The 25,036-nt window shown below is 55.1% G+C and carries 21 protein-coding genes and 1 pseudogene; 4 read left to right on the forward strand and 18 right to left on the reverse strand.

Going from position 1 to position 25,036, the window contains the following annotated elements; genetic code table 11:
- Positions 1 to 16: 16 nt before the first annotated feature.
- The 6 genes from KQI26_RS08765 to KQI26_RS08790 form a co-directional block, all read right to left on the reverse strand.
- The gene (locus KQI26_RS08765) at positions 17 to 1,360 is read right to left on the reverse strand and encodes a diguanylate cyclase domain-containing protein (RefSeq protein WP_216504122.1); all 1,344 of its coding nucleotides are present in this window, start codon (positions 1,358 to 1,360) and stop codon (positions 17 to 19) included.
- Positions 1,361 to 1,379: 19 nt separating this feature from the next.
- Complete coding sequence (locus tag KQI26_RS08770) at positions 1,380 to 4,424, reverse strand: EAL domain-containing protein (protein ID WP_216504123.1); 3,045 nt, start codon at positions 4,422 to 4,424, stop codon at positions 1,380 to 1,382.
- 157 nt (positions 4,425 to 4,581) lie between these two features.
- Positions 4,582 to 6,141, reverse strand: a complete 1,560-nt coding sequence (locus KQI26_RS08775) for a stalk domain-containing protein (RefSeq protein WP_216504124.1) — start codon at positions 6,139 to 6,141, stop codon at positions 4,582 to 4,584.
- Positions 6,142 to 6,299: 158 nt separating this feature from the next.
- A complete protein-coding gene (locus KQI26_RS08780; protein ID WP_216504125.1) occupies positions 6,300 to 6,881 on the reverse strand; it encodes an ECF transporter S component in 582 nt (193 codons plus the stop codon).
- 118 nt (positions 6,882 to 6,999) lie between these two features.
- Positions 7,000 to 8,346, reverse strand: coding sequence for a CCA tRNA nucleotidyltransferase (locus tag KQI26_RS08785; protein ID WP_216504126.1), 1,347 nt, complete (start codon positions 8,344 to 8,346; stop codon positions 7,000 to 7,002).
- Positions 8,343 to 9,230, reverse strand: coding sequence for a radical SAM protein (locus KQI26_RS08790; protein WP_253292765.1), 888 nt, complete (start codon positions 9,228 to 9,230; stop codon positions 8,343 to 8,345). The genes KQI26_RS08785 and KQI26_RS08790 overlap by 4 nt, the downstream gene beginning before the upstream one ends.
- A gap of 187 nt (positions 9,231 to 9,417) precedes the next feature.
- On the opposite strand from KQI26_RS08790, the gene KQI26_RS08795 reads away from it, so the two are divergent.
- A complete protein-coding gene (locus KQI26_RS08795; protein ID WP_216504127.1) occupies positions 9,418 to 10,926 on the forward strand; it encodes an S-layer homology domain-containing protein in 1,509 nt (502 codons plus the stop codon).
- A gap of 324 nt (positions 10,927 to 11,250) precedes the next feature.
- Here KQI26_RS08795 and KQI26_RS08800 read toward each other — a convergent pair whose 3' ends face one another.
- Complete coding sequence (locus KQI26_RS08800; RefSeq protein ID WP_216504128.1) at positions 11,251 to 11,439, reverse strand: hypothetical protein; 189 nt, start codon at positions 11,437 to 11,439, stop codon at positions 11,251 to 11,253.
- A 154-nt stretch (positions 11,440 to 11,593) separates the two neighbouring features.
- Here KQI26_RS08800 and KQI26_RS08805 point away from each other — a divergent pair, with 154 nt between their 5' ends.
- Complete coding sequence (locus KQI26_RS08805; RefSeq protein WP_216504129.1) at positions 11,594 to 12,385, forward strand: Cof-type HAD-IIB family hydrolase; 792 nt, start codon at positions 11,594 to 11,596, stop codon at positions 12,383 to 12,385.
- Positions 12,386 to 12,506: 121 nt separating this feature from the next.
- On the opposite strand, the pseudogene KQI26_RS08810 reads toward KQI26_RS08805, so the two are convergent.
- The 11 genes and pseudogenes from KQI26_RS08810 to KQI26_RS08860 all read right to left on the reverse strand — a co-directional run.
- A pseudogene (locus KQI26_RS08810) lies at positions 12,507 to 13,259 on the reverse strand (IS3 family transposase); the annotation flags it as partial.
- Positions 13,260 to 13,284: 25 nt separating this feature from the next.
- Complete coding sequence (locus KQI26_RS08815; RefSeq protein ID WP_216504131.1) at positions 13,285 to 13,638, reverse strand: helix-turn-helix domain-containing protein; 354 nt, start codon at positions 13,636 to 13,638, stop codon at positions 13,285 to 13,287.
- An 89-nt stretch (positions 13,639 to 13,727) separates the two neighbouring features.
- The gene (locus KQI26_RS08820) at positions 13,728 to 14,342 is read right to left on the reverse strand and encodes a V-type ATP synthase subunit D (protein WP_118427436.1); all 615 of its coding nucleotides are present in this window, start codon (positions 14,340 to 14,342) and stop codon (positions 13,728 to 13,730) included.
- On the reverse strand, positions 14,342 to 15,739 hold the full coding sequence (locus tag KQI26_RS08825) for a V-type ATP synthase subunit B (RefSeq protein WP_118427438.1): 1,398 nt from the start codon (positions 15,737 to 15,739) through the stop codon (positions 14,342 to 14,344). The genes KQI26_RS08820 and KQI26_RS08825 overlap by 1 nt, the downstream gene beginning before the upstream one ends.
- Positions 15,736 to 17,535, reverse strand: a complete 1,800-nt coding sequence (locus KQI26_RS08830) for a V-type ATP synthase subunit A (protein ID WP_216504132.1) — start codon at positions 17,533 to 17,535, stop codon at positions 15,736 to 15,738. The genes KQI26_RS08825 and KQI26_RS08830 overlap by 4 nt, the downstream gene beginning before the upstream one ends.
- Positions 17,536 to 17,553: 18 nt before the next feature.
- Positions 17,554 to 18,156 (reverse strand): V-type ATP synthase subunit E, encoded by a 603-nt coding sequence (locus KQI26_RS08835; RefSeq protein WP_216504133.1) that lies wholly within the window; start codon positions 18,154 to 18,156, stop codon positions 17,554 to 17,556.
- A 14-nt stretch (positions 18,157 to 18,170) separates the two neighbouring features.
- Positions 18,171 to 18,479, reverse strand: coding sequence for a V-type ATP synthase subunit F (locus KQI26_RS08840; protein ID WP_216504134.1), 309 nt, complete (start codon positions 18,477 to 18,479; stop codon positions 18,171 to 18,173).
- A gap of 24 nt (positions 18,480 to 18,503) precedes the next feature.
- Entirely contained in the window at positions 18,504 to 18,926 is a 423-nt protein-coding gene (locus KQI26_RS08845) for an ATP synthase subunit C (RefSeq protein ID WP_216504135.1), read from the reverse strand.
- A 103-nt stretch (positions 18,927 to 19,029) separates the two neighbouring features.
- Complete coding sequence (locus KQI26_RS08850; protein ID WP_216504136.1) at positions 19,030 to 20,949, reverse strand: V-type ATP synthase subunit I; 1,920 nt, start codon at positions 20,947 to 20,949, stop codon at positions 19,030 to 19,032.
- Positions 20,950 to 20,991: 42 nt separating this feature from the next.
- Positions 20,992 to 22,035, reverse strand: a complete 1,044-nt coding sequence (locus tag KQI26_RS08855) for a V-type ATPase subunit (RefSeq protein WP_216504137.1) — start codon at positions 22,033 to 22,035, stop codon at positions 20,992 to 20,994.
- Positions 22,029 to 22,373: a hypothetical protein gene (locus KQI26_RS08860; protein ID WP_216504138.1), complete on the reverse strand. Its 345-nt coding sequence runs from the start codon at positions 22,371 to 22,373 to the stop codon at positions 22,029 to 22,031. The genes KQI26_RS08855 and KQI26_RS08860 overlap by 7 nt, the downstream gene beginning before the upstream one ends.
- A gap of 268 nt (positions 22,374 to 22,641) precedes the next feature.
- Here KQI26_RS08860 and KQI26_RS08865 point away from each other — a divergent pair, with 268 nt between their 5' ends.
- Entirely contained in the window at positions 22,642 to 24,282 is a 1,641-nt protein-coding gene (locus KQI26_RS08865) for an amidohydrolase (RefSeq protein ID WP_216504139.1), read from the forward strand.
- A gap of 146 nt (positions 24,283 to 24,428) precedes the next feature.
- Positions 24,429 to 25,028 carry a TetR/AcrR family transcriptional regulator gene (locus tag KQI26_RS08870; RefSeq protein ID WP_216504140.1) on the forward strand — a complete coding sequence of 200 codons (600 nt, stop codon included), beginning with the start codon at positions 24,429 to 24,431 and terminating at the stop codon, positions 25,026 to 25,028.
- The last annotated feature ends 8 nt before the right edge of the window (positions 25,029 to 25,036 follow it).

Consider the following 25,036-nt stretch of genomic DNA (forward strand, 5'->3'; position numbering starts at 1 on the left):
TGTGGTCAAAATAGTATCATTCCAAAGATTTCAAAACGCAGCGCCCTTTCTGGCTCTTTTTCACCTGATAGAGCAGTTGGTCTGCCAAGCGATACAGTTCCTGAAAGGGAACGGGCCGGCTGCTGTATACCCCGCCCATAGACAAAGTGGAACCGGCCTCGGGCCATTTCTCCTCCATCATCGTTCGATAGGAGTCGATGAGCCGCTGCAGCTTGCTTTTCAGCGGGGCCACATCGTCCCAGCCCGATACAAAAATGGCAAATTCATCGCCGCCCAGCCGATACACCACATCGGTCTTTCGGAAAGACCGGCGCAGCATTCCCGCCACGGCACAAAGCGCCGCATCGCCCTGATCGTGACCATAAATATCATTCACATGCTTGAATCTGTCCAAGTCAATGATAACGAACAAATACCGGGAGACCTGCTGCAGCTGCTGCTGAATGCACGCTTCCCCGCTTTTCCGGTTGCGTATGCCAGTGAGAGGATCGGTGAGAGCCGCCCGTTCCAGGCAGGCCCTGCTGTGCACCTGCCGTGAAATATCCACCAGCACGCTGACGACGGTATCCTGGCCGTCCACCGCCACAGTGCGCCGGCCGATATTATGTACCCACAGACTGCTGCCATCTTTTCTCTTCAAACGATGCTGGATCTCATACTGATCTCCTGGCCAGCGCAGCCCGGCCAGCTCTTCCCGCACCCGTTTTCTGTCCTGGGGATGGATCATATTGATGATCAAACCCTGGAATTCATCCTCCAGCTCCCGGAGATTTTTGCAGCCGACCATATCCAAAAAACGCTGATTGGCCACATACAGGGGAAATCCTTCTTCCAGATATCCCCCCAGTATTCCACCGGGCATGACCTGCCCCAGCAGTTCCATCCGTTCCCGCAGATCCTGTCTGCGCTCTTTTCCGCCTTCCCGGGCGGCAAACTGCAAGGCCGCAAAATCCCCCGTCCGCACGGTCGTTCTCCCCTGGGACAGGTGGAGAGTATCCAGTAAATACCGGTCATTTTCCCAATGAAACCCTGCCGTCAGCCGCACAGGAGCAGAATTTTCCTCCTGTTCCTGTTCAGAGGACAGCATACAGCTGCAATCCCAACATCCCGCCGCCCGTTCCCGGGCCCCGAAATCAGCGATGGTATAGGATATGGGGCTCTTCTTCTGAAAAACTTTGGAGTGCATCATCTGCGCAAAGGCCTCTTTGCTCAGAACCCGCTCCCCTTCCCAGACGCCTACGCCAAAAAAGCCGGGAGAAAGCAGCTCCAGAGTCCCCGGGATATCCCGCTGGGTGAAACAGCGATGCAAAAAAGTGCGAAGGACTTCTTCCACGCTCTCATGCTCTTTTTCCTTCCGCATCCCGCTCTCTCCTTTCCCATCACATCTGGCTGACCAGGCGATACAGGTCCCGCAGCTCCATGGGGCGGAAATAATAATACCCCTGGATCATATCGCAGCCTGTATTGAGAATGATCTCATTCTGTTCGGCCTGCTCCACGCCTTCCATGCACACCGTTTTTCCAAACTGATGGCAGGCAAACACAATGCTTCGGATAAAGTTCATCTTGGCTTCCGACTCGGTCGTTTCCTGCACCAAAGACTGGTCCAACTTGATGATGCTGGAGGGATATTGCAAAAGCATCCGCAGAGAAGAATAGCCGCTTCCAAAATCGTCCAGAGCGATAAACAGCCCCATTTTTTCGCATTCCTGCGTAAAATTATTCAACTGCTCCGGATGCTCATCCAGCGCGCTTTCGGTGAGCTCAGCCACCAGGCTGGAGCCCTTCAGGTTGTATTTTTCCAGCGTCTCTTTCATAAAGGGCAGCAAAGCGCTGTCGGACAGCTGATGCAAACTCACATTAAATGTCAGGTAAAAAGCAGGGTCATAGGTATGGAGACGGACACAGGTGCTCACGGCCTGCTCAAAGACCCACCGGCCTACCCGCTGGATCAGTCTATTTTCCTCCAGAAGCGGGATAAAGATTCCCGGTGAAACATCCTTTCCTTCAAAGGACCACCGCAGCAGCACTTCTCCCCCAATGGCCCGGCCGTCTCCGCCGGACACCATCGGCTGAACAACGATGCGGAAATTCTCCATATTGTTGTCCACATCCTGGCTCAATGCCAGCGCCAGATTGGACATTTCCTTGATTTTTTGGATGCTGCGGGCAGAATAATCCACAAACGACTTCTTGCTTTCCTGTTTGGCCACCCGAATCAGGGAAACCAGGTTTTCCACCAGATCTTCTTCTGCCATATCCTCGCTGGGATACTGAATCACACCACAGGAACAGGGATTCTGCACAGAGATGTCCATGCCATCGTAGGAGGCCCGCACGGTATCCCGGATCTGCTGCACCAGGCTTTCCTGGCCTTCCTCAACGCACACAGGATTGACGATGGCCATGCACCGGGCCCCTTCCAGACGGTAAAAGGACATTTTCCAGGACAATTTCTCCATCAGAGCATCGGCCACCCGCTTGAGCAGCCGGTCGCCGTATTCCCGTCCTCTGGTGCTGTTGATGGCGGCCAGACCATTGAGGCTGAAGCCGATGACAATGGTTTTTTCTCCGTTCTTTTTCAGTTCCTTCATCTGCTGGAAGGACATCTGTTCCCGGGGCAGGCCGGTGATGGGGTCCACCACAAAATCGGTGTCCTGATGGGTGATCCGGCCGGAAAAGAACAGAGGCTCTGTTTTGTCCTTGTTCCATTTCAAAATGCCGTAACAGCGGATCCACTGGTTGTTCCCTTTGGCATCCTGTACCCAATAGCTCATGTCGTGAACGGTGCGTTTTTCCCGCATCATACCGGAAATATCCTGCCAGAACAAATCACAGACTTCCGGCGTACTGATCCGCTGGGACCACCGCTGCAAAAACCCTGGAACCAGATTGCTCTCAAATCCAAAATCCTGCCGCATATTATCCGAGATATAGTAGAGATCCTTCTGCATATCTCCCAGATAGAAATAGCTGGAATTGTTGTTTTGGGATATCGATTGAAACAGCGACTCCATATCGCCGCCGGAATTGTTCAAAAAGCGCTGAAACGGCGTTTGCTCTGCATTTTCCTCCGGGAAATGCTGCACATCCACATGGCGGCGCTCCACGCCGGGCCGGTGCCGGTTGATCCTATAATATTTCCGTTTGTCCTGGTACATCACCTGGTCGGCCTGAGCGATGAGTTTTTCCAGCTCCAGCGGTTTTTGATCGGACCAAGCATACCCTACCGCCATATGGCATTGATCTTCTTTGATCTTTTGCCGCAGCTGAGAGACTTTATTCTGAAACTCCTCTTTTCCGCAATCGGCATACACCGCCACAAATTCATCTCCGCCGGCCCGATAGACTTTGCAGTCCTTGTCCCCCTGGCAGATCAGGCCACAGCAATGGCAGATCAGCCGGTCGCCCGCTTCATGCCCCTGGTTGTCATTGACCTCTTTCAAGCCGCTGATATCGCAATAAATAACGCCCACCGAGTCCATGGGCAGTTTCCCATATTGCTCGTTCATGGCATGGCGGTTGTAGGCCCCTGTCAGCTGGTCGTGATAGCTCAGGTTATTCATCCGCTCCAGCAGATCACGCTGTCGCAAAAGGGTGACGGTAAAATAGCCGATCACCTTCATAAAGGATTCGATCATGGGCATCATCTGTTTATCCGGATTGTCCACGCCGATGAAACCGATGGTTTTTCCCTCTTCTTTGATTGGGCCCACAGCCAAACAGTGAATGCCCTGAGGCTTCAATAGGGCATAGGATTCCGGATATTCGTTGCGGATATCTTCCAGATCGGAAATGACGGTCACCTTATCTTTGTCAAACAAAGAGAACCACCAATCAATGGCCGACACGGGAATATTCTGCAGCAAATCCTTTTGAGGCTCCACTCCCTCTTCACACCATTCATGGGTATTTGTGGCAATACCATTTCCGGTAATCTCAAAAATATAAGACCGGTCGCTGGCAAAGGTTTTGCCGATATAGGCCAGCATCCTGCTGATGGACTCTTCCGCATTGGTGGTGGAAAAGATCTGCTGGATGCATTCGTTGAGTATGGTTTCGCTGCGTGCATAATAATATGTACTCTGGCACGCGGCCTCAGAGTCGGCATTGATGGCCAGCTCAATCCGATAATTCCGGCCATTCTTATGGATCATACTGTCTTTCAGCAGCACCCGTTTGTTCAGCACTGGATTTTTATGAGTCCAGGTGACGAATTCCCCTTCCTTCAGCTGGCTGTTGGTGCAGAACTCGCAGGGGCTGGCGGCCCCTTGCAGCACCTCATAACACATTTTTCCCACATATTCTTCATGGTTCTGATAGCCCAATGAATTCCGCAGATGCTCATTCATGTAAATCAGTTCATGGGTATCCACATCGGATACATACACCATCTCATCTAACTTTTCAAAAAACTCCCACATATTTTAAATCCTTTTTCTCCCTGTTTTTTCGCAATCTCTCTTCCTTATCTCCCACGAAAAGAGATTTCCCTGATTCATGTTTGAGTTTTACTTTAGTATCGGTCTCTCTCCACAGATGCCACACGCTGTGTGAAAAACACCCGCTTCCGGGTAAAATTCACCCCGCAATTTCCACAGTCTGGGTTTCTCCCACCCATTCCACTGTGCCGCCGAAATACTCCACCACAAAGCGGATGGGCAGCATTGTGCGGTCATTGAGGAGGATGGGCTCACTGTCCAGAATAAACCGGGCGCCGTCTTTGTCCCAGGCCACCGTGCTGCCAATGCGCAAAAACAGCGTTTGCTCCCCCCGGGTCAGAGAAACCGTCTGGTTCGCTCCATCCCACTCCACCGTACCGCCCAAGCCTTCCATCACCGCCCGCACAGGCAGCAAAGTGCGATCCTGCCGCAAAACCGGCACAGTTCCCTGGGGATCGATCATCTGCTCCACGCCGTTGATGGTCATCAGCGGATTTCCGATCTGCAAAGTGATGGTGGTCTGGGCTGCACTTTTCTCAAAAGCGGCATACAGGACCATATCTCCGCTGAGTGCAATGGTGTCTCCATTGCGATAGAGACGGCCCTCTCCGTCATACCACTCTGCAAAGACATACCCCTGCATCACAGGCTCCGGCAGATTCCACACATCTCCATTCACCGCCTGGCAAATACCAAGATTGCTTCCATCCTGCTGGTTTTGCAATGTGACGGTGTGTCGTTCCCCTGCTGCGACTGGCTGATACCGGGGATAGAGAACCACAGAAGAGATTCCCTGAAACACCGTGGCCTCGGTGACCCGCTCTCCGGAAATCGCATGGGTGTACCATCCTGCAAACACGGCCCCTTCCACGCCCTCCGGCACGGGCAAAGCTCCCACGGCCTCCCCCGACTTCACGGTGAGCTCCACCTGACGGCTATAAGACGGGTTCAGATGCACCAAGACCTGTATATCCTGTGCCTCTTCCGGCTGGGGCAGGATATTCCCGGAGTTCTCATCGTTTTCCATGGGATTGCTGTCCAGGAACCAAATCGCGGTATTTTCCTTTTGGGCCGAGGCTGCAAAATTCTCATAAGTCACATAACGCAGCCGGATAAAAGGGTCGTTATCGCTGGAATATTCCGTAAAATAAAACCCTTCTTCATCCCCGGCCAGGAAAGTGACCGAATGGACTCCATCCAGCCGCAAATGCTCCCCCATCTGGCCATAGCGCAGCAGAAAATCCCGAAGGATCTCCCCTGTCAGCTCATCGGTATGGGTGATCTCCCGTCCACCCCCATCCCGAAGCCAGCATTTTTCCCCGAATTCCCCATAGCTCACATAGGAAGCATACTTGGAATAGGCATAGCATCCGGCGGCCTTCACCTCCACCTGGTAAATGCCGTCATCCACATTCATCACATAACCGCCGCTGTTGGGATAGGGAAATGTGCCGCCCTCCACAGCTGCATAAGCACTGTCAAACAGCAGATATTCCGCGCCCTCCATCGCCTTTTCCCGGTCGGCCGCCGTGGAAAACGCCTGTTTTTCCATTAACTGGTGCAGCGATGTCAGACGGCTGTCGTCCTCGCTTTCAATGGTGGACTGACGCACAGAATAGGCCAGAACGCCTCCGCCTTGCGCCAAAACCCATATGGCGGCCAATGCCGATACCATCCGAAAAAAAGGTCTTTTTTTCATGCCAACCTCCCTTTTTCGCCATTCACTTTCCCCAAAGATCTAGATAAATTCGCCACAATATGCATTTTTGATTATAACATATCCCATTTTTCGCCGCAACAAAAAGACACAGAAAAAGGCCTCCGAAGGAGGCCTTTTTCCCATTGTTTTTCTTCGTTTTACCGCCCGTTCAGGCGATCAAATACACCGGCCCGGGTCAGGGGGCGGCGCAGCAGCTCCATAAGGGCCACCGAGCACACCGAAGCCAGCACAGCATTAAAAAGAGAAATGCTGCATTTGCTGATGACCACCGGCCATACCGCCTGCCATACTGCACCCATGACAAAACGCTGCATTACCACAGTTTTACAGCCATAGAGAAACACATAAGTCCCTGCACCGCACACCGCCGCCAGGATATTTTTCCCTTTTCGTTCCCCGTGGGCGTTTCCGCTGTGAGCGATCATTCCTGCCGTCCAAGCCATGGCAAATTTCATCAAAAAGGTGATCCAGGCCTCCGGCGCATACACCGGATCGGTCAAATCGTAAATGGCCGACCCCAGTCCGGCGGAGAGTCCTCCGGTCACCGGCCCAAAGAGCAGCGCCGCCAAAAGGGACATGATGTTGCCAAAATGGATCATCACCTTGTTGCTCATGGGCACCGGCACATCGATGTGGATAAAAGTGCAGGCAAAGACCAATGCACTCATCAATCCCACCACGGCCATGCGATACACCGTGAAATACTTTTTCTTTTCCATCGTTCTTCCCCTTTCTGCCTTGAAGACGCTTCTCAGTATACGCTTCATTTGATACCTTCAAAATATCCAAAATAAGATTATTTTATGGTATCAGATTTTCAGAAAGGGATGTGTTTTTCTATTGTATTTCCCATTTGTCGGCCAGGGCCAACAGAATCTCCCGCTGATTTTTCTCTGGGTCCTTTATCACCTGATCCAAAAGCCGTTCCAATGTACGCCCCACCTGAGGCCCGGAAAATCCCATGGCCTTCAGGTCATTTCCACGGACAGCCAACGCCTTCAAGGTAAAGCAGTCCCCTCTTTGCAAAATGTTCTCCATCCGCTGGAGGAGCCGCCCGGCAAACAGAGTATCCGAACGGGGGGACTTGGCCCGGCTGTCGGCCTGCTGGAGAAGGAGCAGACGCCGCAGCTGCACCGGCCCCAGCAAATTGAGCCACCGGCGCACCGCTTCATCGGTTTGGGGAATGTCCTCGTCGTGCCAGCGCACCAGCTGGCACACTTCCTCCCGCAGCTGGGTAGGAAAACGCATCCGCTTGAGAATTTGCCCAGTGACCGCTCCGCCCGCCACAGCATGGCCCTTGAAATGGCCTGTGCCCCGGCGGCCTTGGAAAAAGCACTGGGGCTTGGCGATGTCGTGGAAAAGGGCGGCCAGCCGGACTTCCCTTCCTTCTCCCACTCCGTCCAGCACCCGAAGGGTGTGCTGCCACACATCGTAGATATGATAAGGGGTGTGCTGTTCAAACCCCTGCAGGGTCTGCAATTCCGGCACCACCTGCACAGCCACAGGAAAGAATTCCTCCAGCACCCGTGGAGCAGCCATACCTTCCACCAGGCGGATAAATTCCCCGGTGATGCGCTCCTGGGCCACTTGCCCCAGCAGATGCCGCTTTTCCACCAAAGCCCGGGCGGTCTCCTGCTCCAAATCAAAATCCAGGCGCGAGGCAAACCGAAGCCCCCGCAAAATCCGCAGGCCATCCTCCTGAAACCGCCGGCCCGGCTCTCCCACGGCCCGAATCAGCCGCTTTTCCAGGTCCTGCGCTCCACCAAAGGGATCGATCAACCCATGGGATGGAGAAAACGCCATGGCATTGATGGTAAAATCCCGCCGGGCCAGGTCCTCCCGGATATCCTCTGTGGGAAGTACCCAATCGGGCCGCCGCCCGTCTTTGTAGCCCCCTTCCCGACGCAGCCGGGTGATCTCCAGGGCCTGCCCTTCCACCACCGCCGTCACCGTGCCATAACGCAGACCGGTGGCAATCACCGGATAGGGAGAAAGCAGCTGTTCCATCTCCTCCGGCGGAACGGTACTGGCCAGATCATAATCCTGGGGATTTTCCCCCCGCAGCAGATCCCGCAGACAGCCTCCCACCAAAAAGACCTGGAACCCCTTGCTTTCCAGCCGCTCCATCACCAAGCGCACCGGAAGCGGCAAACTCTCCCACTGAATGGGGGCGCTGCTGCTCATTCCTCCGCCTCCAGTCCGCTCAGGTCAAAGTCCGGCACATATTCCCCGCTGGCCGATTCCAGATCCTGAAAAAACCCATGTTCAAACCCCTTGCCCAGCAACCGGCTGCAAGCCCGCTGGTATTCTCCCGGCTTCAGCCTCCGGTTGATCTCCGGGAAATCGGCCGCCCGCCCGGCAGGGAAATACTGACCCATCAGGCTGATATAGGTCTCTTTGGGGATGTTTTCCTCCATCCAATCCAGCAGCAAATAGGTCTGGCGCAGATTTCCCGGCAGCACCAGATGGCGGAGAATCACTCCACGGCGCATCATCCCATCTTCATCAAAAACCGCCTGGGGCTTTTGTTCCAGCATAAACAGCAGGGCCTGGGATGCCATTTCAAAATAATCGGAGACCCCACTGTATTTTTTGCTGATCTCCGGGCTGACATATTTCACATCGGGCAGATAGATATCCACATAAGGATCGATGCGCCGAAGGGTCTCCACCCGTTCGTAGCCGCTGGTGTTATAAACCACCGGCACATGAGGGCGGTATAGTTCCAGGGCCTCCATGATCTCCTCCACATAGGGAGTGGGACTGACCAGATTGATGTTGTGGGCTCCCTGCTCTTCCAACCGGGCAAACACCCGGGCCAGCTGGGAAGCCGTCAGGTCCTTCCCTTCCTTTTCGTGGGAAATCTGGTAGTTCTGGCAGAACACGCAGCCCAAGGGACAGCCGCTGAAAAAAACAGCGCCGCTTCCTCTTTTGCCGCTGATACAGGGCTCTTCCCATTGATGCAGCCCCGCCCGGGCCGCACGCAGCCCCTTAGCGCCGCACGCCCCGGCCTGTCCCTCCTTCCGCCGCGCGCCGCACCGGCGGGGACAAAGTTCGCATCCCATCATGGCCCCTCCTTTTCAGATCTCAATCACCGTTTTGCGGTTATTATAGCAGATTTACCAGGAAGTGAAAAGCGCCGCTTCCCGGCCAAACACAAAAAACAAGGGTTTTTTTGCGGAAAAAGCCCTTTTACTCCTTATTTTTTAGTGTTATACTTGAAAATAGAGGAATTATTCCAAGAGGTGTTGTAAAGTGAATAAGTTGCTCCGGCACTTCGGCGCTTTGGTCGCCGTTTGTGCCTTGCTTTTTTATGCCCGGCTGCTGGTCCGGGCCTATGCCGATGTGCAGGAAAGCAGTTGGTATGCCATCTATGTATCGGAATGCACCCAAATGGGGCTGATGCAGGGGATGCTGAACGACCGGTTCTATCCGGACAACTCTCTGACGGTGGCCGAAGGCATTGCCGCGGCCGTCCGATGCTACGAAACACTGTATCCCCCGCTTCCGGCCCTGGAGGCCCCGCCGCCGGAGGAAACGGGCTCCGATGCAGATGGCTCCCTTCCCCAAGATGAAACGGAAGATGATGCCGATGCTCTGCCGGAAGAGGGACAGGAGGAAGAACAGGAGGAAACAGACGCTGCCGCATCAGAAGACCCCTGGTATGCCGAAACGCTGGAAAAAGCGCAGGCCTATGGCTTATGGTCCCCGGAGGATTTCGCCGGCGAGATGAACACCGCCATTCACCGGGATGAGATGGCCTATCTTTTCGCCAACGCCCTGGGGGACAATTTCCCTCAGCTGAACCAGGTCACTTCCCTTCCCGGTGTGGAGCCGGGAGACGAATACAGCCAGCAGATCTACACCCTGTACCAGGCCGGTATCCTCAACGGCACCGACAAATACGGCACCTTCCTTCCGAACAACACAGTAAGCCGCAGCGAAGCGGCCGCCCTCCTGACCCGTATGGCTGAGCCGGAAACACGGCTGACCTTCACGCTGGAGGAAGAACCGGAACTTCTGGAGACCATCGTCTTTGGCCAAAGCGGCGAAGGCCGGGATATGACAGCCTACCGCATCGGCACCGGTGAAAATGTGATGATCCTGAATTTTGCCATTCACGGATTTGAAGACCACTGGGCCGCCGATGGGGCCGAGCTGGTCTATCTGGGACAAAAGGTCCGCGCCTCCCTGGAAAATGAAGCGGAACGGGTGGACCGGCTGGGATGGACGGTATATGTCATTCCCTGTGCCAATCCCGACGGAGTCGCCGCCGGCTGGACCAACAACGGCCCCGGCCGGTGCACCACCACCATGCTGGACACGGCAGGCAATCTGATCTACGGCATGGGCATCGACCTGAATCGCTGCTTTGAAACCGGCTACCGGCGCCATACATCAAACCGCAATTACAACGGCACCGCTCCCTTGCAGGCCCTGGAGGCTCTGCGTTTGAAAGAATTTGTCATCCAGCATGAAGGCTCCGGGAAAAATATACACATCGACACCCACAGCTGGACCCAGCAGATTCTCACTTCCAACCCTTCCAGCGTCCTTTCCCAGACCTTCCACCGGTATTTCCCCTGCAATTCTCTGAACTACCTGGGTGGGGACGGCTATTTTACCGCCTACACCCGCAGTCTGGGATATGACTCCTGCCTGTTCGAGTTTCCCCGGGATGTGAGTTCCTACCTGGCTTTCTACACCAGCGGCTACATTGACAAATACATTGGGGTCATCTGGGACCTGCTGGAACACTATTAAATTTTCAAGGCCGGGCGAATGCCCGGCCATCAGACTGTCGAAAAACCTATATAACGAAAAGGGTCGTCCGCCCTACCCCTATAAATCCGCAAAAAGCCGCGACCTGTGCGTGGCTTTTTGCACTTCTCAAGGGCGGGGCGCCCCGCTGGTCCGGTGGCCGGACGGCCATACTTTCTTTGCCTTTCTGCATCGGACCTGCCCAGCGCGGGAGCGCAGTATGGGAGCGGAGGCACTCCGCCAGCCCCTTGCAAAAACTCGAAAAAGTGGCCTAAGCCACTTTTTCGACACGCTCAAGGCCGGGCGAATGCCCGGCCTTTTCCTTTCTCAAAAACGGCACAGGGCGCTAGAATCCTCAGACAAAAAATACTGCCTGGGGACATAGATCACATTGCTCTCTTCCCACTCTTCCTTCAAAACTTCCTTCCTCTGCCGCAGCATATCCCGCAGAGCACAGGCCATACACACCATCCCTAAAATCAAACTGAATCCCGTCATCAATCCACTTTGTATCATGCTATGACCTCCTTTGCTCCTATCATATCTCTTTGCCTGTCCCATAAACCGGACAAATGTTCCCTTGGTTTTTATTTGAAAAGAAGCTATAATGGAATTGGTATGGCAACTGCTGTCCATTCACCTTGATTTCTATGAGGAAAGGAGCTTTTCCATGTCCTATAAATTGCTGGCTTTGGATCTGGACAACACCCTGCTCTATAAAGACCTGACCATGGCTCCTGCGGCCCGGGCCGGACTGCGCCGGCTGCTGGATCGCGGAATTCTGGTCACTCTGGCCACCGGCCGGATGTTCCCCTCTGCCGCATTCTATGCCCGGCAAGTGGGCATCACCTGTCCCCTGGCCACCTACAACGGCGCCCTCATCCGCTCCACCCAGCCAGGGGGCTATGAACTGCTCCGTCCTCTGTCTCTGGAAACCATGAAGGGTATCGCCGCCTTTTGCCGCAAACACGGCTATTATGTACAGCTTTACAACGAAGACCGGATTCTGGTGGAAAAGCGCACCAAGGAAACCGATATCGACCCGGACCTGATTCACAACCCGGTGGTGGAAGTGGGGGATTTTTCTTCCTATCCTCTGTCTCCCTCTCCCAAGATGATCCTGGTGGTATCTCCGGAAGAGCGAGAAACCATCCACCGTCAGCTGCGGGAGGAATTCGGCGACAGCCTGACTCTGGCGGCCTCCAAGGACTACCTGGTGGAGATCATGGCCAAGGATGTGTCCAAGGCCAGCGCTCTAGAGCTGATCTGCCGCCGCTATGGTGTGGCGCCGGATGAAGTGGTGTGCTGCGGCGACAATTCCAACGACGCCGCCATGATCAAATGGGCCGGTCTGGGCGTGGCCGTGGAGAACGCCTCCCCCGCCGTCAAAGAGATCGCCGACTATGTGGCGACCAAATCCTATGGCGACGGCGTGGCCGAAGTCATCGCCAAGTTCTTCTAATCCTTGAGACGAAAAAAAGAGGCAAAAAGTTTCCCTCTTTGTCAAAATTTAAAAAATCCCCGGCAGAGAACTTTTTGAAGTGACCCCAAAAAGTTAGACAATATTCTGGAGTAAAAATTGTTCAAGCAGCCGAAAGGGCTTGCTGTCTGTGAATTGCAGGCGGCAAGCCCTTTCGCTTTGCCTTGATCCTGCGGTTGTTGTAGTAATCCAGATATTCAACGAGTTCCTGTTTGAAGTGCTCCATGGACTGAAATTCTTGCAGATATAGCAGCTCACTTTTGAGCAGCCCAAAGAAATTTTCTATCACAGCATTGTCCAGACAGTTCCCCTTACGGCTCATGCTCTGGCGAACACCTTTCTCCCGGAGCATCTGTTGATACTGTTTATGTTGGTACTGCCAGCCCTGATCAGAATGGAGAATGAGGTTTGTTCCGTCCGGAATTTTTGCAAACGCCTCGTCCAGCATGGTGGTTACCATGCTGAGTACAGGACGATCCGATATGGTGTAACTGACCAGATCGCTGCTGCACAGATCAAGGACGGGAGAGAGATAGAGCTTCTCTCCAAACAAACTGAACTCTGTCACATCGGTGACCCACTTCTGGTTCGGCTTTTCGGCGCGGAAGTCCCGGTTCAACAGATTTGGCGCAATTTTGCCCACTTCTCCCTTATAAGAGCGATACTTCTTCATCCTGACACGGCAAACTAAGCCCAACTCTTTCATAAGCCGCTGGACAGTCTTGTGGTTCACAGAGAATTTACGCTTGCGAAGTTCTGCCGTGATCCGGCGATAGCCGTACCGGCCCCTGTTTTCGTGGTAAATTGCTGCGATTTCTTCCTTAACAGATGCATATTTGTCTTCTCTCTGCATCGTGCGTGTTTTTGCCTTAGCTTCTGAACTACCAGCGTTTTTTGTGCTGGCGTCGCTCGTCTTCCAAAACCAAGGCTTGCAAGTTTTTTAGGTAATCGTTCTCCGCACGCAGTCGCTGCACTTCGGCCAGCAGATCTTCTTCCACCTGCTTCGGCAGCTGCTTTGGCGGACGACCCTTACTGCTGCGGCCACGCCGTTCGATGGCTAACCCTTCCGGCCCTTCTTCCAGGTAGATTCGCTCCCATGATTTGATTCGATCTCTGCTGTTTACCTCAAATCTACGGCAGGTTTCGCTGTAACTCAATTTCTCTTTCTGCATGGTTTCAATCACCAGTTTTTTGAATTCCGGCGTATATCGTTTATTTGGTACTCCTTTTGGCATAGCAAAACACCCCACTTGTTAGATAGTATACCATACTGTCTAACAAATGGGGTGCTGTTCATTTTCGTTCTTTGCCGGGGATTCTGTTTTTATGTCTTTTTGGCCTTCTGGGCCTTGATGACCTTCAAGCGGCTGAATTCCTCCCGTTCCCGCTCTTCCAGCACGCCGGTGATATAGGCGATGGAGGCGGTATACTGGGGAATGATGATATTTTGCAGGGCATTGGCCCGCTTCTGGGCCTTTTTGATGGCGTTGGCCAGACGATAGACACTGGTCTCCACCTCGGCCAAAGTGGCGCACAGCTTCTTGACCCGATAAAACTCATAAAGTGTCTTATCCAAAGAAGAATCGGTGCCGAAAAACCCATAGCTCAGCCGGGCTTCAAAATCGGAAGCGGTGACAATGGGGATCTCCACCCCCATCACCGACCGGTAGCCCAGCTGCAAACTGTCATCCACCGGGGTGGCCAGGGCGATATCCTGGCAGGCGCCCAGCTTGATATTGGCCTCCTGCAAAGCGGAATAGGCCCGGGTAAAGGTGGTATCGATCTCCGCCTGGATCTGCTTGGCGCTGTCGATGAGCAGCATCATTTCCCGGATGAGGATGTTCCGTTTCCGATCCATCAGCTCATAGCCCATTTTCGCCAGGGCCAGGGAACGCTTGATCTTGGACAGATTTCCTTTGGTGGGCGCGATGACCGGCATCAGTCCTCACTCCCTCCTGCCGCCGAGTGGTCTACATAATGCTGATCCAGCAGCTTCTGATCAATGCGGCTCAGCTCCGAGCGAGGCAGGTCGCACAACAGATCCCAGCCCAATTCCAGGGTCTGGTCCAGGGTGCGGTTTTCCGAAACACCCTGCTGCACAAATTCCTGTTCAAACCGCTGTCCAAAGCGCATATACATCTTGTCCACCGGGCTCAGCTCTTCTTCACCGATGACGCTGGCCAAGCTCCGGGCGTCCTGCACCTTGGAGTAAGCGGCAAACAGCTGGGTGGACACCGGCGGATGATCCTCCCGGGTGTAGCCTTTGCCGATGCCGTCCTTCATCAGACGGGACAGGGAGGGCAGTACGCCGATGGGGGGATACATCCCCTTCTGGTCCATATCCCGATCCAGCACGATCTGGCCTTCGGTGATGTAACCGGTCAGGTCGGGGATGGGATGGGTGATGTCGTCGTTGGGCATGGTGAGGATGGGCACCTGGGTGACGCTGCCCGGCTGGCCTTCCAGCATACCGGCCCGCTCATAGAGAGAGGCCAGGTCGGAATAGAGGTAGGAAGGATAGCCCTTTCGGCTGGGGATCTCGTTTTTGGAAGAGGAGAATTCCCGCAGCGCTTCGCAATAAGCGGTCATATCGGTCATGATGACCAGGATGTGCATCCCATGGGTAAAGGCCAGGTATTCCGCCGCAGTAAGGGCGCAGCGAGGGGTCAGAATACGCTCGATGATAGGATCGCTGGCCTCGTTGAGGAACATCACCACCCGCTGCAGGGCGCTGGAGTCCTCGAAGTCCTTTTTGAAGAAGTCGGCGGCGTCCTTTTTCAGGCCCATACCTGCAAAGACAATGCCGAACTTTTCATCCTGGCTGCCCACCTTGGCCTGGCGGACAATCTGGGCGGCCAGCTGGTTGTGGCTCATACCGGCGCCGGAGAAAATGGGCAATTTCTGTCCCCGGATCAGAGTGGCCATGCAGTCGATGGCCGAAATGCCGGTGTAAATGCAGTTTCTGGGATACTGACGGGCCACCGGATTCATGGCCAGACCGTTGATATCCCGCTTTTCCTCGGGGAAGATCTCTCCCAGGCCGTCAATGGGACGGCCTGCACCGGAAAAGACCCGGCCCAGCATCTCCCGGCTGAGGGAGAGCTCCATGGGCTTGCCCTGGAAGTGGACGCTGTTTTTCTCCAAAGAGATGCCCTTGGTGCCTTCAAACACCTGAAGCACCGCCCGGTCGCCATCGATCATAATGACCCGACCCGAACGGACCTGGCCGTCTTTGGTGACGATCTCGGCCATTTCATCATAGGCCACGCCCCGGACGCCTTCCACCGTGAGAAGGGGGCCGTTCAGATCGCAGACCCCGGTATATTCGATTCTCATGCCCGCTTCACCTCCCCTTCTGTCTGGCGGGTATTCTTGCTGATGGCCTGCTCCACCGCCTGATCGATCTTCTTTTTGTAATCGTCAAACAGGGAGAAGTCATCGTTGGGGATGTTGTATTTCATACGGGTGACCATCTCAAAGATCCCCGTGCTCACCAGCTGGGAAATGGGGATGCCCTGCTGGGCCACCTTCTTGGCGCTGTCATAGAGATAGAGCACCAGATCCATCATGCGGTACTGCTTTTCAATAGGCACATAGGTGTCGATGGGCTGGTAGGCGTCCTGCTGCAAAAAGCCCAGACGCACCACCTTGGCGCATTCGATCACCAGTTTCTGGTCCTCGGGGAGCACATCGGAGCCGATGAGCTTGACGATCTCCATCAGCTTGTTCTCCTCCAGAAGCAGCCGGGCCATCCGCTCCCGGCACTGGGCAAACTTGGGCCCGAAGCGCTCTTCAAACCAGGGAGCCAGATCGGCCAGATATTCCGAATAGGATGTATTCCAGTTCATGGAGGGGAAATGACGGGCATAGGCCAGCTCCCGGTCCAGAGCCCAGAAACAGCGGATAAACCGCTTGGTGGTCTGGGTCACCGGCTCGGAAAAGTCGCCGCCCTGGGGGGATACAGCGCCGATGGCCGTGACGCTGCCTTCGGTGCCGTTGAGGTTGTCGGTATACCCGGCCCGCTCGTAAAACTCCGCCAGACGGGAGGGCAGATAGGCGGGGAAGCCCTCTTCTGCAGGCATCTCCTCCAGACGGCCGGAGATCTCACGCAGGGCCTCGGCCCAGCGGGAGGTGGAATCGGCCATCAGAGCCACATGGTAACCCATATCCCGGTAGTATTCCGCCATGGTCATGCCGGTGTAAATGGATGCCTCACGGGCGGCCACCGGCATATTGGAGGTGTTGGCAATGAGCACTGTCCGGTTGAGCAAAGGCTTTCCGGTGCGGGGGTCCTGCAGCTCGCCGAACTCCTCCAGCACCTGGGTCATTTCGTTGCCCCGTTCGCCGCAGCCTAAATAGATAATAATGTCGGCATCGCACCACTTGGCCAGCTGGTGCTGTATGATGGTCTTGCCTGCGCCGAAGGGACCGGGCACGCAGGCGCAGCCCCCTTTGCCGATGGGGAACATGGTGTCAATGACCCGCTGACCGGTGACCATCAGCTGATCCACCGGACGGCGCAGTTTCACCGGGCGGCTCTGGCGGATGGGCCACTTCTGGGAAAGGGTCAGGCTGTGTTCCTTGCCGTCGGGAGTTTTGAGAAGCGCAATCTGATCCCGCACGGTATAGGCCCCATCGAGGCTGACTTCTACAATCTCTCCCGAAAGGGTGGGAGGCACCATGATCTTGTGCATAATGCTGCCCTTTTCATCGCACTGGGCGATGATCTGTCCCGGCTGCACCTGCTCCCCTTTTTTTACCAGCACCTGCACATCCCATTTGGTCTTTTCGTCCAGGCTGGGGATGTCCAGACCGGCGGGGATAAAGGCGCCGCCCTTTTCCTGGATGGCCTTGAGGGGACGGGCAATGCCGTCAAAAATACCACCCAGCAGACCGGGGCCCAGTTCCAGCGCCAGAGGTGCGCCGGTCTGTTCCACCGGTTCTCCGGGAGCAAGGCCGGTGGTGGATTCATAAACCTGCACGGTGGCATGGTCCCGCTCAATGCCCACCACTTCGCCGATGAGGCGGCTTTTGCCCACATAGACCATGTCCTGCATGGCAAGGCCCCGGCCGCCTTTGACGGTGACCACCGGGCCATTCACCGAATACACACAATAATTTTCCTCGTTCATATGCTTCACCTCCCGGGCCTATTCCAGACGCAGGCCCAGATATTCGGCAATATGCTCCTGGGTCTCCTGGGCCGCGCTGTCCAAAGTGCAGTCCACCGCCATATGGCTTTCCGGGCACTCCAGACGCAGACCGCCCATGTGGATGCTCTCAGAAACCGCCAGCTCCCAGGGACGCTGGCACTGCTCCATGCAGCCTTTCAGACATTCTTCATCCTGGGTGCGGCAGAAAAGATAGACCTTCTCCTGCTCCCCCGGCAGCGCCTTCAGGGCCTTTTCCAGCTGACGGCTGAGCCAGGCGGTATAATCGCCGCTTTCCGTCCAGCTCTCCACTTTTTCTGCCAGGTCATCATAAATCTTCTGGGCCACCTGGGCTCTTTTTTCAAACAGCCTCCGCTTGTCTTCCATCATCTTCTGGGAGACAGCCTGGCCGGTTTTGCTCTTCACCTGGGCAATGCCCGCTTCCACCTGCCGCTCCATACGGGCTTTCAGCTCTTTTTCTGCCGAATTAAGCCGAGCCTTGCGGGCTTTTTCCACACTCTCCAGGATCTTCTGGCTTCGCTCATCCGCATCCCGCAGAATGGTTTCTGTAAAATGTTCCAGCTTGTTTGTATCGTTTTCCATCCAGTCTCCTCCCTTCAGATCTTCACGCCAATGGCTTGGCGCACATATTGGGTGATAGAGTCGGGGGCCCGATGGGTACCGTGCCGGTCGGGAATCTCCACCAAAAGGGGCGTATGCATCCGCAATTTGATGTCATCCACCTGGCTCTGGCACAAAGGCACCAGCCCTTCGGACAAAAGGATCACGCCGATATCCGGTGTGTTCATGGCGGTAGAAAGAGCTTCTTCCACCTCCTGGGCTTTGTGTACCACCACGCCCTCGATCCCCGCCAGGCGGAAGCCTGTCTGGGTATCCATATTGTCTGCTATGAGAAAATAGCGCATGGTCTCACCCTTTTCTTCGCCGGATTACAGGCGCAGCATGATGAGGATGGAAACCAGCATACCGTAGATGGCGATGCCTTCGGCCAGGGCCACAAAGATCAGGGCCTTACCGAACACCTTGTCATTTTCCGAAATGGCGCCGATGGCTGCGCTGGCGGAAGAGGCCACGGCCACGCCGCCGCCGATGCAGGCCAGACCGGTGGAAAGAGCCATAGCCAGGTAGCCCCAGCCGGCGGAAGAGGAGGCAGGCGAAGCGGCCTGCTCACCAGCAGCCAGCACATGGCCGCCGATGCCCATACCGGTGGTCAGCAGGCACAGAGCGAATACCGAAACGATGTTGAGGGCCATAGCACCCTTGGGATTTTTCCCTTTCTGATGACGGTGATAAGCGACCAGCAGCGGGGAAAAGGCCAGAGCGGCCAAAATGGTAACGATCATGATTTCCATAAGTTTCTCCTTGTCTCCGGCGGTGCGAAATTTTTATGATAAGGGCCTCCCCGCCGCCGGGCGGGGCTGATTGTATTTTTTGTCTGTATGTTCTTCCAGGGGATCAGCTTTTCTTCTCCCGCCGGAAATGCACCGTAAAGGGCTGATAAGGCACACCGGTGCCCGAATAGAACCGGCCGAAGAGCTCATAGAACTCCAGCCGCAGCACCTGAATGCCCACGATCAGGCCTTCCAGACACATGACGAACACATTGCCGATGACAAACACAATAGGACTGCCGATGGTGCCTACGCTGTCCATCAAGGCAAAGACCACCATCATCATGCCCACATGGTTCAGGGCAAAAGCACCGATACGCACAAAGGACACGGTGTTGGACACAAAGGACAACAGAATTTCAAACAGTTCGAAGAAATTCTCCACAATAAAGCCGCCCTTTTCCTTGGGCATCCAGTCTTTCCGCCGGGCCACCAGAGCTCCCAAGGGCTTTTGGGCAAAGATCAGAAGCAAAGGCAGCAGGATGAGCAAGGCGATATACACCGGGCTGAGCAGCTTGATGTTGGTGAGCAGGGTGCACAGAACCCCCACAATCACCGCCCAGTAAAAGATGAAACCGGCCACACCGTTCTGGGAAAACAGGGCTTTGCCCAGATCTTTCTGACGGATGCCGTTATAGATGTTGTAGATCATGGCAATGGAGATGAACAAAAGACCCATGGCCACCGAACAAAGCAGAATCTTGTTGGTGTTATCTACATTTTCAAAGACTTTGAAACCGGGAAGCAGATCTTCGTTGCCGAACACACTGCCATAGACAAAACCGAATACCACCGAGGAACATCCCACCACAGCGATGATCTTGCCCAGGGAGAGCTTCAAAAACCGCCAGGCCAGCAGTCCGGCCAGAATGAGCACCGCACCTTGCCCCACATCGCCGAACATCACTCCGAAAAACAGGGTGTAGGACAGGGCCAGCAGAGAGGTGGGGTCGGCTTCGTTGTAAGCCGGCAAACCGTACATCTCCACAAACTGCTCGAAAAAGCGGATGGGACCCCGGTTTTTCAGCTTGGTGGGAGGGGCCACTGCCGCAGTGGGCGGCTCTTCCAGCACATACACCGAATCCTGGAAGGGAGAAAACCGCTTCTCAAAAGCGGGCAGATCCTGTTGAGGAATCCAGCCGCACAGATAGAAGGTGTCGTTGGTGTGTGCGGCATACCGGCGCAGGTCGTAGGTATCCTTGTCATATTTTAGCATGGAATAATAGGTCAACAACCGGTCCTGCTCGCTGTCCCGCAAGGCCTGCATCTGCCGGTCGGCCTCTTCCATCTTCTTTTTGTATTCCTCCATCTCCTCTTCCAGCCTTTTTTTGGCCTCATCCGGGCTGCCGTGAACCTGGTCGGAAATGTGAATGCGTTCAAAATGGAGAGAGGAAAACAGAGCGTCGCTCTTTCCCTCTGCTGCAGCAGGGGTGATGTACATCCCGTAGACATAATCCCCGCTTTCACCGGTGGTGAAGAAAAAGATATCCGGGTTTTGCTCCACATACCGCACATAGTTCACATAAATATCCCGAGGGATCCGTCCCACCCGCAGTTTGGCATAGTGGAGATCAAACAGATCGTCCAGATTGGCCTTCACATCCATGATGTGATCCAGCTGGCCCAGGATCTGCTCATCTTCCTCCAACGGCCTGCGGCATCCTTCTTTTTGATCCACAATGGCCTGATAGCGCCGGGTCAGATCGTCGAAATAACCGGTCATTTCCGTTTCCCCGAATCCTTCTTCCGGGAAGGGCCGGTATTCCGGCTCAATGTTCAGTTTATCCAGAAGATTTTCGCTCCGGGAAAGAAGGGCCCCGTTGGGATTGCGCAAGGTGAAAGGCAAAAGCCCGCCGCCGCTGCCCACAAAATCCAGCACGCTTTCTGGGGCAAAGCCGCTGTCCACCAGGCTTCCCCGCACCACCTGGTCAAATAGTCCCAAGGGGCCCACAATATTGACCAGCTTCATTTTTTCAATGGCCATGATCCTCGCCTCCTTTGCTTCAAATAATCTATGGCCGCAACTTTAATAAATGGGGGTCAGATAGGCGGCCCTGCGGTTTTCCGGCACCTGATAACGGACACATTCCACCATATTGATGATGCTTTTCAGTTCGTGTTCCTTGATATCCAGGTAAATGATGCCGTCAAAGGCCGATGGACGCCCACGCCGTATCATCTGGCGGCCTTTCTGGAAAAAGGAAAAGGCGTAATCCTCGATTTGCCGGTGCTCTTCTTCCCGGAACACCGGTCCATAGGGTCCTTCCTTCAGAATGCTCATGGCCTCATCCCAGGTGGGGGCCTTGATCAGCTCCTTCAGGTAACCATCCTTCAGTTTTAAGGAGAAAGGCAGCAATCCCCGAAGCACTTCTTCGCTCTCCACCTTGAAGTACCGCTTCATCCGCAGAATGCGCACAATGTTCTGAAAATCACACTGGCGCAGGAAATATTCCTCCAGTTCCCGCCGGTCCTCTCCATGGAAGGCCCGCTGGATGCTGGTGAGCACCCCCCGGTAATAGGCGTTTTGCACGGCCGCTTCGGCCATGGTGTAATCAAAGCCATTTTCTCCCGGCTGGGTCTTTTTCAGGGAAGAATAGAACACCGTTCCCTCCACGGCCTGCAAAAGACCTTGGTAATCGGGCCGGGCGGCCAGTTTATCAAACCGGATATGACTGCGGCGCAGAAGCCCCGCCGGAAGATTGACAGCAAAATCCGCCGGGTGCCCTGCGGAAAAATACCGGAGAAAGCGAAACAGTTCCACCGCTTCGGCTTTTGCGGCCATGGCCCGCAGAAGCTGACGCATCCCCTTGGAAGCAAAGGTGGCCAGCCGGTCATATTCCCCCGCAAGACCCATGCGCAGTCGTTTTTCCAGCTCGCCCCGGTGCACATGCTCCACATCCATCCCCTGCAGGCAGTTCCCCCAGCCAGGGGTATTCAGCAGAAAGGCTGCGGTTTCCGGCACGGTGTGCATCTGCATCAGCTTGTCAAAATCCTCCTGCCGCAGCCGGTTTCCCAGCATGGCATGGACTTTGCCGCCTATGGCTGCATAGTCGAACAGCTCTCTCAGCACCCGCCGTCCCCCCGTTCTGCTTCCTCACCTACAATATGAGAAAACAAGGCGTCTACCCAAGCATCATGTTGGATCTGGCTTTTCTTTTCCAGATCATCCATGGCCGATTGCAGACGACCTTCCAGCTCGGCCAGAGACCGCTGCCGCAGGGCTTCCTCTTCCCTTTTGGCCTGTTCGATCTGCAGCTTTGCTTTTTCTTCATATTCTTTTTCCATCTGGCACACCGCCTGGGCCACTTCCTCGTCCAAGTGACGCCGCTTTTCTTCGGCTTTATCGGTGATCTCCCGGGCGTGATGCTCGGCTTCCACGATGCTGTTGATCATGTCGCTGTGGCGCATTTTCCTCTTCCCTCCTCGCTTCCATATTCTCCCTGAAATACTGCTTTCAGGGGCCTTTTGCTTTTATTATAACATGCTTGGCAAGGGGGGCAAGGTCAATTTTTCACATCAATTCAGCATCTTGACCAAAAACTCTTGTGCAAATTTGTATCATTTTCCCTATTTTTCCGCTTTCTCCCCGGAATGTAAATGGGTGTGATATAATGAGATCGCCTTGATTCAAATACGATCGCTATCCTATTTTCACAAAAAACAGGAGGAATATCCCATGCTTACCCTGATCAAAAATGCCCGCATCCACACCATGGATGACCGGCGCCCTGTGGCCCAGGCCGCTCTCATCGAAGACGACCGGTTTGTCTTTGTGGGTTCTCTGGAAGGAGCCCAGGTGGAGCTGTGCCGCCGTGGTCAGCAGGCCCAGGAAGTGGACGCCAAAAACCGGCTGATGCTCCCCGGCCTCAACGATTCCCATATGCATTTCATCCATTTTGCCAAAGGCCTGATGAGCGTCAACCTCACCGGCACCCATTCTATTAAGGAAATTCAGGAGCGGATGGCCGAAGGCGTCCGTCTGCGTCCCGCCGGCCCCGATGCTTTTGTGGAAGGGGAAGGCTGGAACCAGGACTATTTCACCGAAGGCGAGCGCCGCTTCCCCCTGCGGGCCGACCTGGATGAGGTGTCCTCCACCGTGCCCATGATGATCATGCGGGCCTGCTTCCACATCGGCGTGCTCAACTCCGCCGCCCTGAAAGCACTGAACATCACCCGGGAGACCGCTCCCTCCTATGGCGATCTGGTGGAAGTGGACGAAAATGGTGAACCCAACGGCATCATCAAAGAAAGCCTGCTGGATGACACCAAGGCCCAGATCTCCAGCCTGAACCTGGAGACACTGAAAAAGATCATCCTCTCCGCCCAGGAGCAGGCTCTGAGCCAGGGCATCACTTCCCTGCAAAGCGACGATGTGGGCTACACCCCCAAGGCCGACTACCATCTGCTCTTCCGCGCCTTTGCTCAGCTGGAGGCCCAGGGCGCACTCCACATCCGGGTGAGCGAACAGTGCCTGCTGCAAAAGGAAGAGCTGATCCAGGAATTCTTCGACGCCGGCTATGATGACCAGTGGGGTTCTGCCTGGTTCCGGCCCAGCTGCATCAAGCTGCTGGCCGACGGCAGCCTGGGCGCCCGCACCGCCGCCATGCGCCAGCCCTATGCCGACGATCCCTCCACCAAGGGTCTGGAGATGTTCACCCAGCCTCAGCTCAACGGCCTGGTGCTGTGTGCTCACCGCCACAATATGCCGGTGGCCATTCATGCCATCGGAGACCGTGCAGTGGAAATGGCCCTGGACGCTATTGAAAACGCCCAGCTGCTCTGCCCGGAAAACCATCCCCGCCACGGCATCGTCCATTGCCAGATCACCGACCAGGCTCTGCTTCGCCGGTTCCGCACCCTGGATGTGCTGGCCTTTGTCCAGCCCATTTTCATCGATTACGACATGAATATCTGCCAAAGCCGTATCGGTGAAGCCCTCACCTCCACCTCCTACGCCTGGCGCAATCTGTATGAAAACGGCGTCCATGTGAGCTTCGGCACCGACTGCCCGGTGGAAAAGTTCGACACCATGCCCAACCTGTATTCCGCCGTCACCCGGCAGAATGTGTCCGGAGAGGGAAAGCGGGCCTTCCTGCCCCAGGAGGCCATGACCATGGAACAGGCCCTGAAATGCTACACCATCGAAGGAGCCTACGCCTCCGGTGAAGAGCATCTGAAAGGCTCCATCACCCCCGGCAAGCTGGCCGACTTCATTTTGCTGGACCAGGATCTCTTCCAGATCGACCCGGAAGAAATTCTCCACACCCATGTGGATGAAGCCTGGGTCTCCGGCGTCTGCCGCTACAAAAAGGCATAAAAACAACACCAAATCCCCGGGATTTCTCCCGGGGATTTTTCTTTTTTCCCCAGAATGCAGCAAAAAAATATGACCAGTTTGTAAAAAGGTTTACGATACGATTGACTTGTTTCTCCCGCAGGGCTATACTATCGAAGCGAAATATCATGGAGGGAGTTGATGCCATGTACCATATCCACAGCGACAAGCGGGTGAACCAATCGGTGGAATCCATCGGGAAGGCTCTGCACCAGCTGATCGCCGCTACCCCTTACCGTCAGATCTCGGTGACCGCTCTGGCCAAAGAAGCCGGAGTGAGCAAAGCCACCTTTTACCGCAGCTTTGACACCATCGACGATGTGCTCCGCTATGAAACTGACCAGGCCGTGGAGCAGATGATCGCCTATATGATGGATCAGCGGGCTCTGCGGCAGGCCACCGGGGAAATGGGTTTTTTCCACGCCTTTTTTCTCTTCTGGACGGCTCACTCCCAGGCCGCGGAAGTGCTGATGGCCACAGGCACCACCAATCTGCTCACCGATGCCTTTGCCCGGGCCCTTCACCGCAACATGGAATTTTTCCGCCGCCACATTCATATAGACGACAAAGCCGCTCCCTATTTTATCGCCACCCGGGCCGCCACACTGTCGGCGGTGCTGGTGTGCTGGCTGGAGGAAAAACCCCGCACCCATCCCGATGAGATGCCTGCCATCATGGCCCAGCTCATCCGTCCCCAGGGGCATCCTCTTTGCCCCACTCATCTTTGAACTCTGCC

This window comes from Intestinimonas sp. MSJ-38, from assembly GCF_018917925.1.
Taxonomy (GTDB): domain Bacteria; phylum Bacillota; class Clostridia; order Oscillospirales; family Butyricicoccaceae; genus Pseudobutyricicoccus.

What these genes read in the sequence shown, in the direction of transcription:
- KQI26_RS08860 (WP_216504138.1), bottom strand. Translation starts at nt 22,373, where the DNA reads ATGCGCCACAGCGACATGATCAACAGCATCGTGGAAGCCGAGCATCAC.
- KQI26_RS08770 (WP_216504123.1), bottom strand. Translation starts at nt 4,424, where the DNA reads ATGTGGGAGTTTTTTGAAAAGTTAGATGAGATGGTGTATGTATCCGAT.
- KQI26_RS08785 (WP_216504126.1), bottom strand. Translation starts at nt 8,346, where the DNA reads ATGAGCAGCAGCGCCCCCATTCAGTGGGAGAGTTTGCCGCTTCCGGTG.
- KQI26_RS08835 (WP_216504133.1), bottom strand. Translation starts at nt 18,156, where the DNA reads ATGGAAAACGATACAAACAAGCTGGAACATTTTACAGAAACCATTCTG.
- KQI26_RS08775 (WP_216504124.1), bottom strand. Translation starts at nt 6,141, where the DNA reads ATGAAAAAAAGACCTTTTTTTCGGATGGTATCGGCATTGGCCGCCATA.
- KQI26_RS08845 (WP_216504135.1), bottom strand. Translation starts at nt 18,926, where the DNA reads ATGGAAATCATGATCGTTACCATTTTGGCCGCTCTGGCCTTTTCCCCG.
- KQI26_RS08815 (WP_216504131.1), bottom strand. Translation starts at nt 13,638, where the DNA reads ATGCCAAAAGGAGTACCAAATAAACGATATACGCCGGAATTCAAAAAA.
- KQI26_RS08850 (WP_216504136.1), bottom strand. Translation starts at nt 20,949, where the DNA reads ATGGCCATTGAAAAAATGAAGCTGGTCAATATTGTGGGCCCCTTGGGA.
- KQI26_RS08790 (WP_253292765.1), bottom strand. Translation starts at nt 9,230, where the DNA reads ATGATGGGATGCGAACTTTGTCCCCGCCGGTGCGGCGCGCGGCGGAAG.
- KQI26_RS08765 (WP_216504122.1), bottom strand. Translation starts at nt 1,360, where the DNA reads ATGCGGAAGGAAAAAGAGCATGAGAGCGTGGAAGAAGTCCTTCGCACT.
- KQI26_RS08865 (WP_216504139.1), top strand. Translation starts at nt 22,642, where the DNA reads ATGCTTACCCTGATCAAAAATGCCCGCATCCACACCATGGATGACCGG.
- KQI26_RS08805 (WP_216504129.1), top strand. Translation starts at nt 11,594, where the DNA reads ATGTCCTATAAATTGCTGGCTTTGGATCTGGACAACACCCTGCTCTAT.
- KQI26_RS08820 (WP_118427436.1), bottom strand. Translation starts at nt 14,342, where the DNA reads ATGCCGGTCATCGCGCCCACCAAAGGAAATCTGTCCAAGATCAAGCGT.
- KQI26_RS08870 (WP_216504140.1), top strand. Translation starts at nt 24,429, where the DNA reads ATGGAGGGAGTTGATGCCATGTACCATATCCACAGCGACAAGCGGGTG.
- KQI26_RS08780 (WP_216504125.1), bottom strand. Translation starts at nt 6,881, where the DNA reads ATGGAAAAGAAAAAGTATTTCACGGTGTATCGCATGGCCGTGGTGGGA.
- KQI26_RS08800 (WP_216504128.1), bottom strand. Translation starts at nt 11,439, where the DNA reads ATGATACAAAGTGGATTGATGACGGGATTCAGTTTGATTTTAGGGATG.
- KQI26_RS08825 (WP_118427438.1), bottom strand. Translation starts at nt 15,739, where the DNA reads ATGAGAATCGAATATACCGGGGTCTGCGATCTGAACGGCCCCCTTCTC.
- KQI26_RS08840 (WP_216504134.1), bottom strand. Translation starts at nt 18,479, where the DNA reads ATGCGCTATTTTCTCATAGCAGACAATATGGATACCCAGACAGGCTTC.
- KQI26_RS08830 (WP_216504132.1), bottom strand. Translation starts at nt 17,535, where the DNA reads ATGAACGAGGAAAATTATTGTGTGTATTCGGTGAATGGCCCGGTGGTC.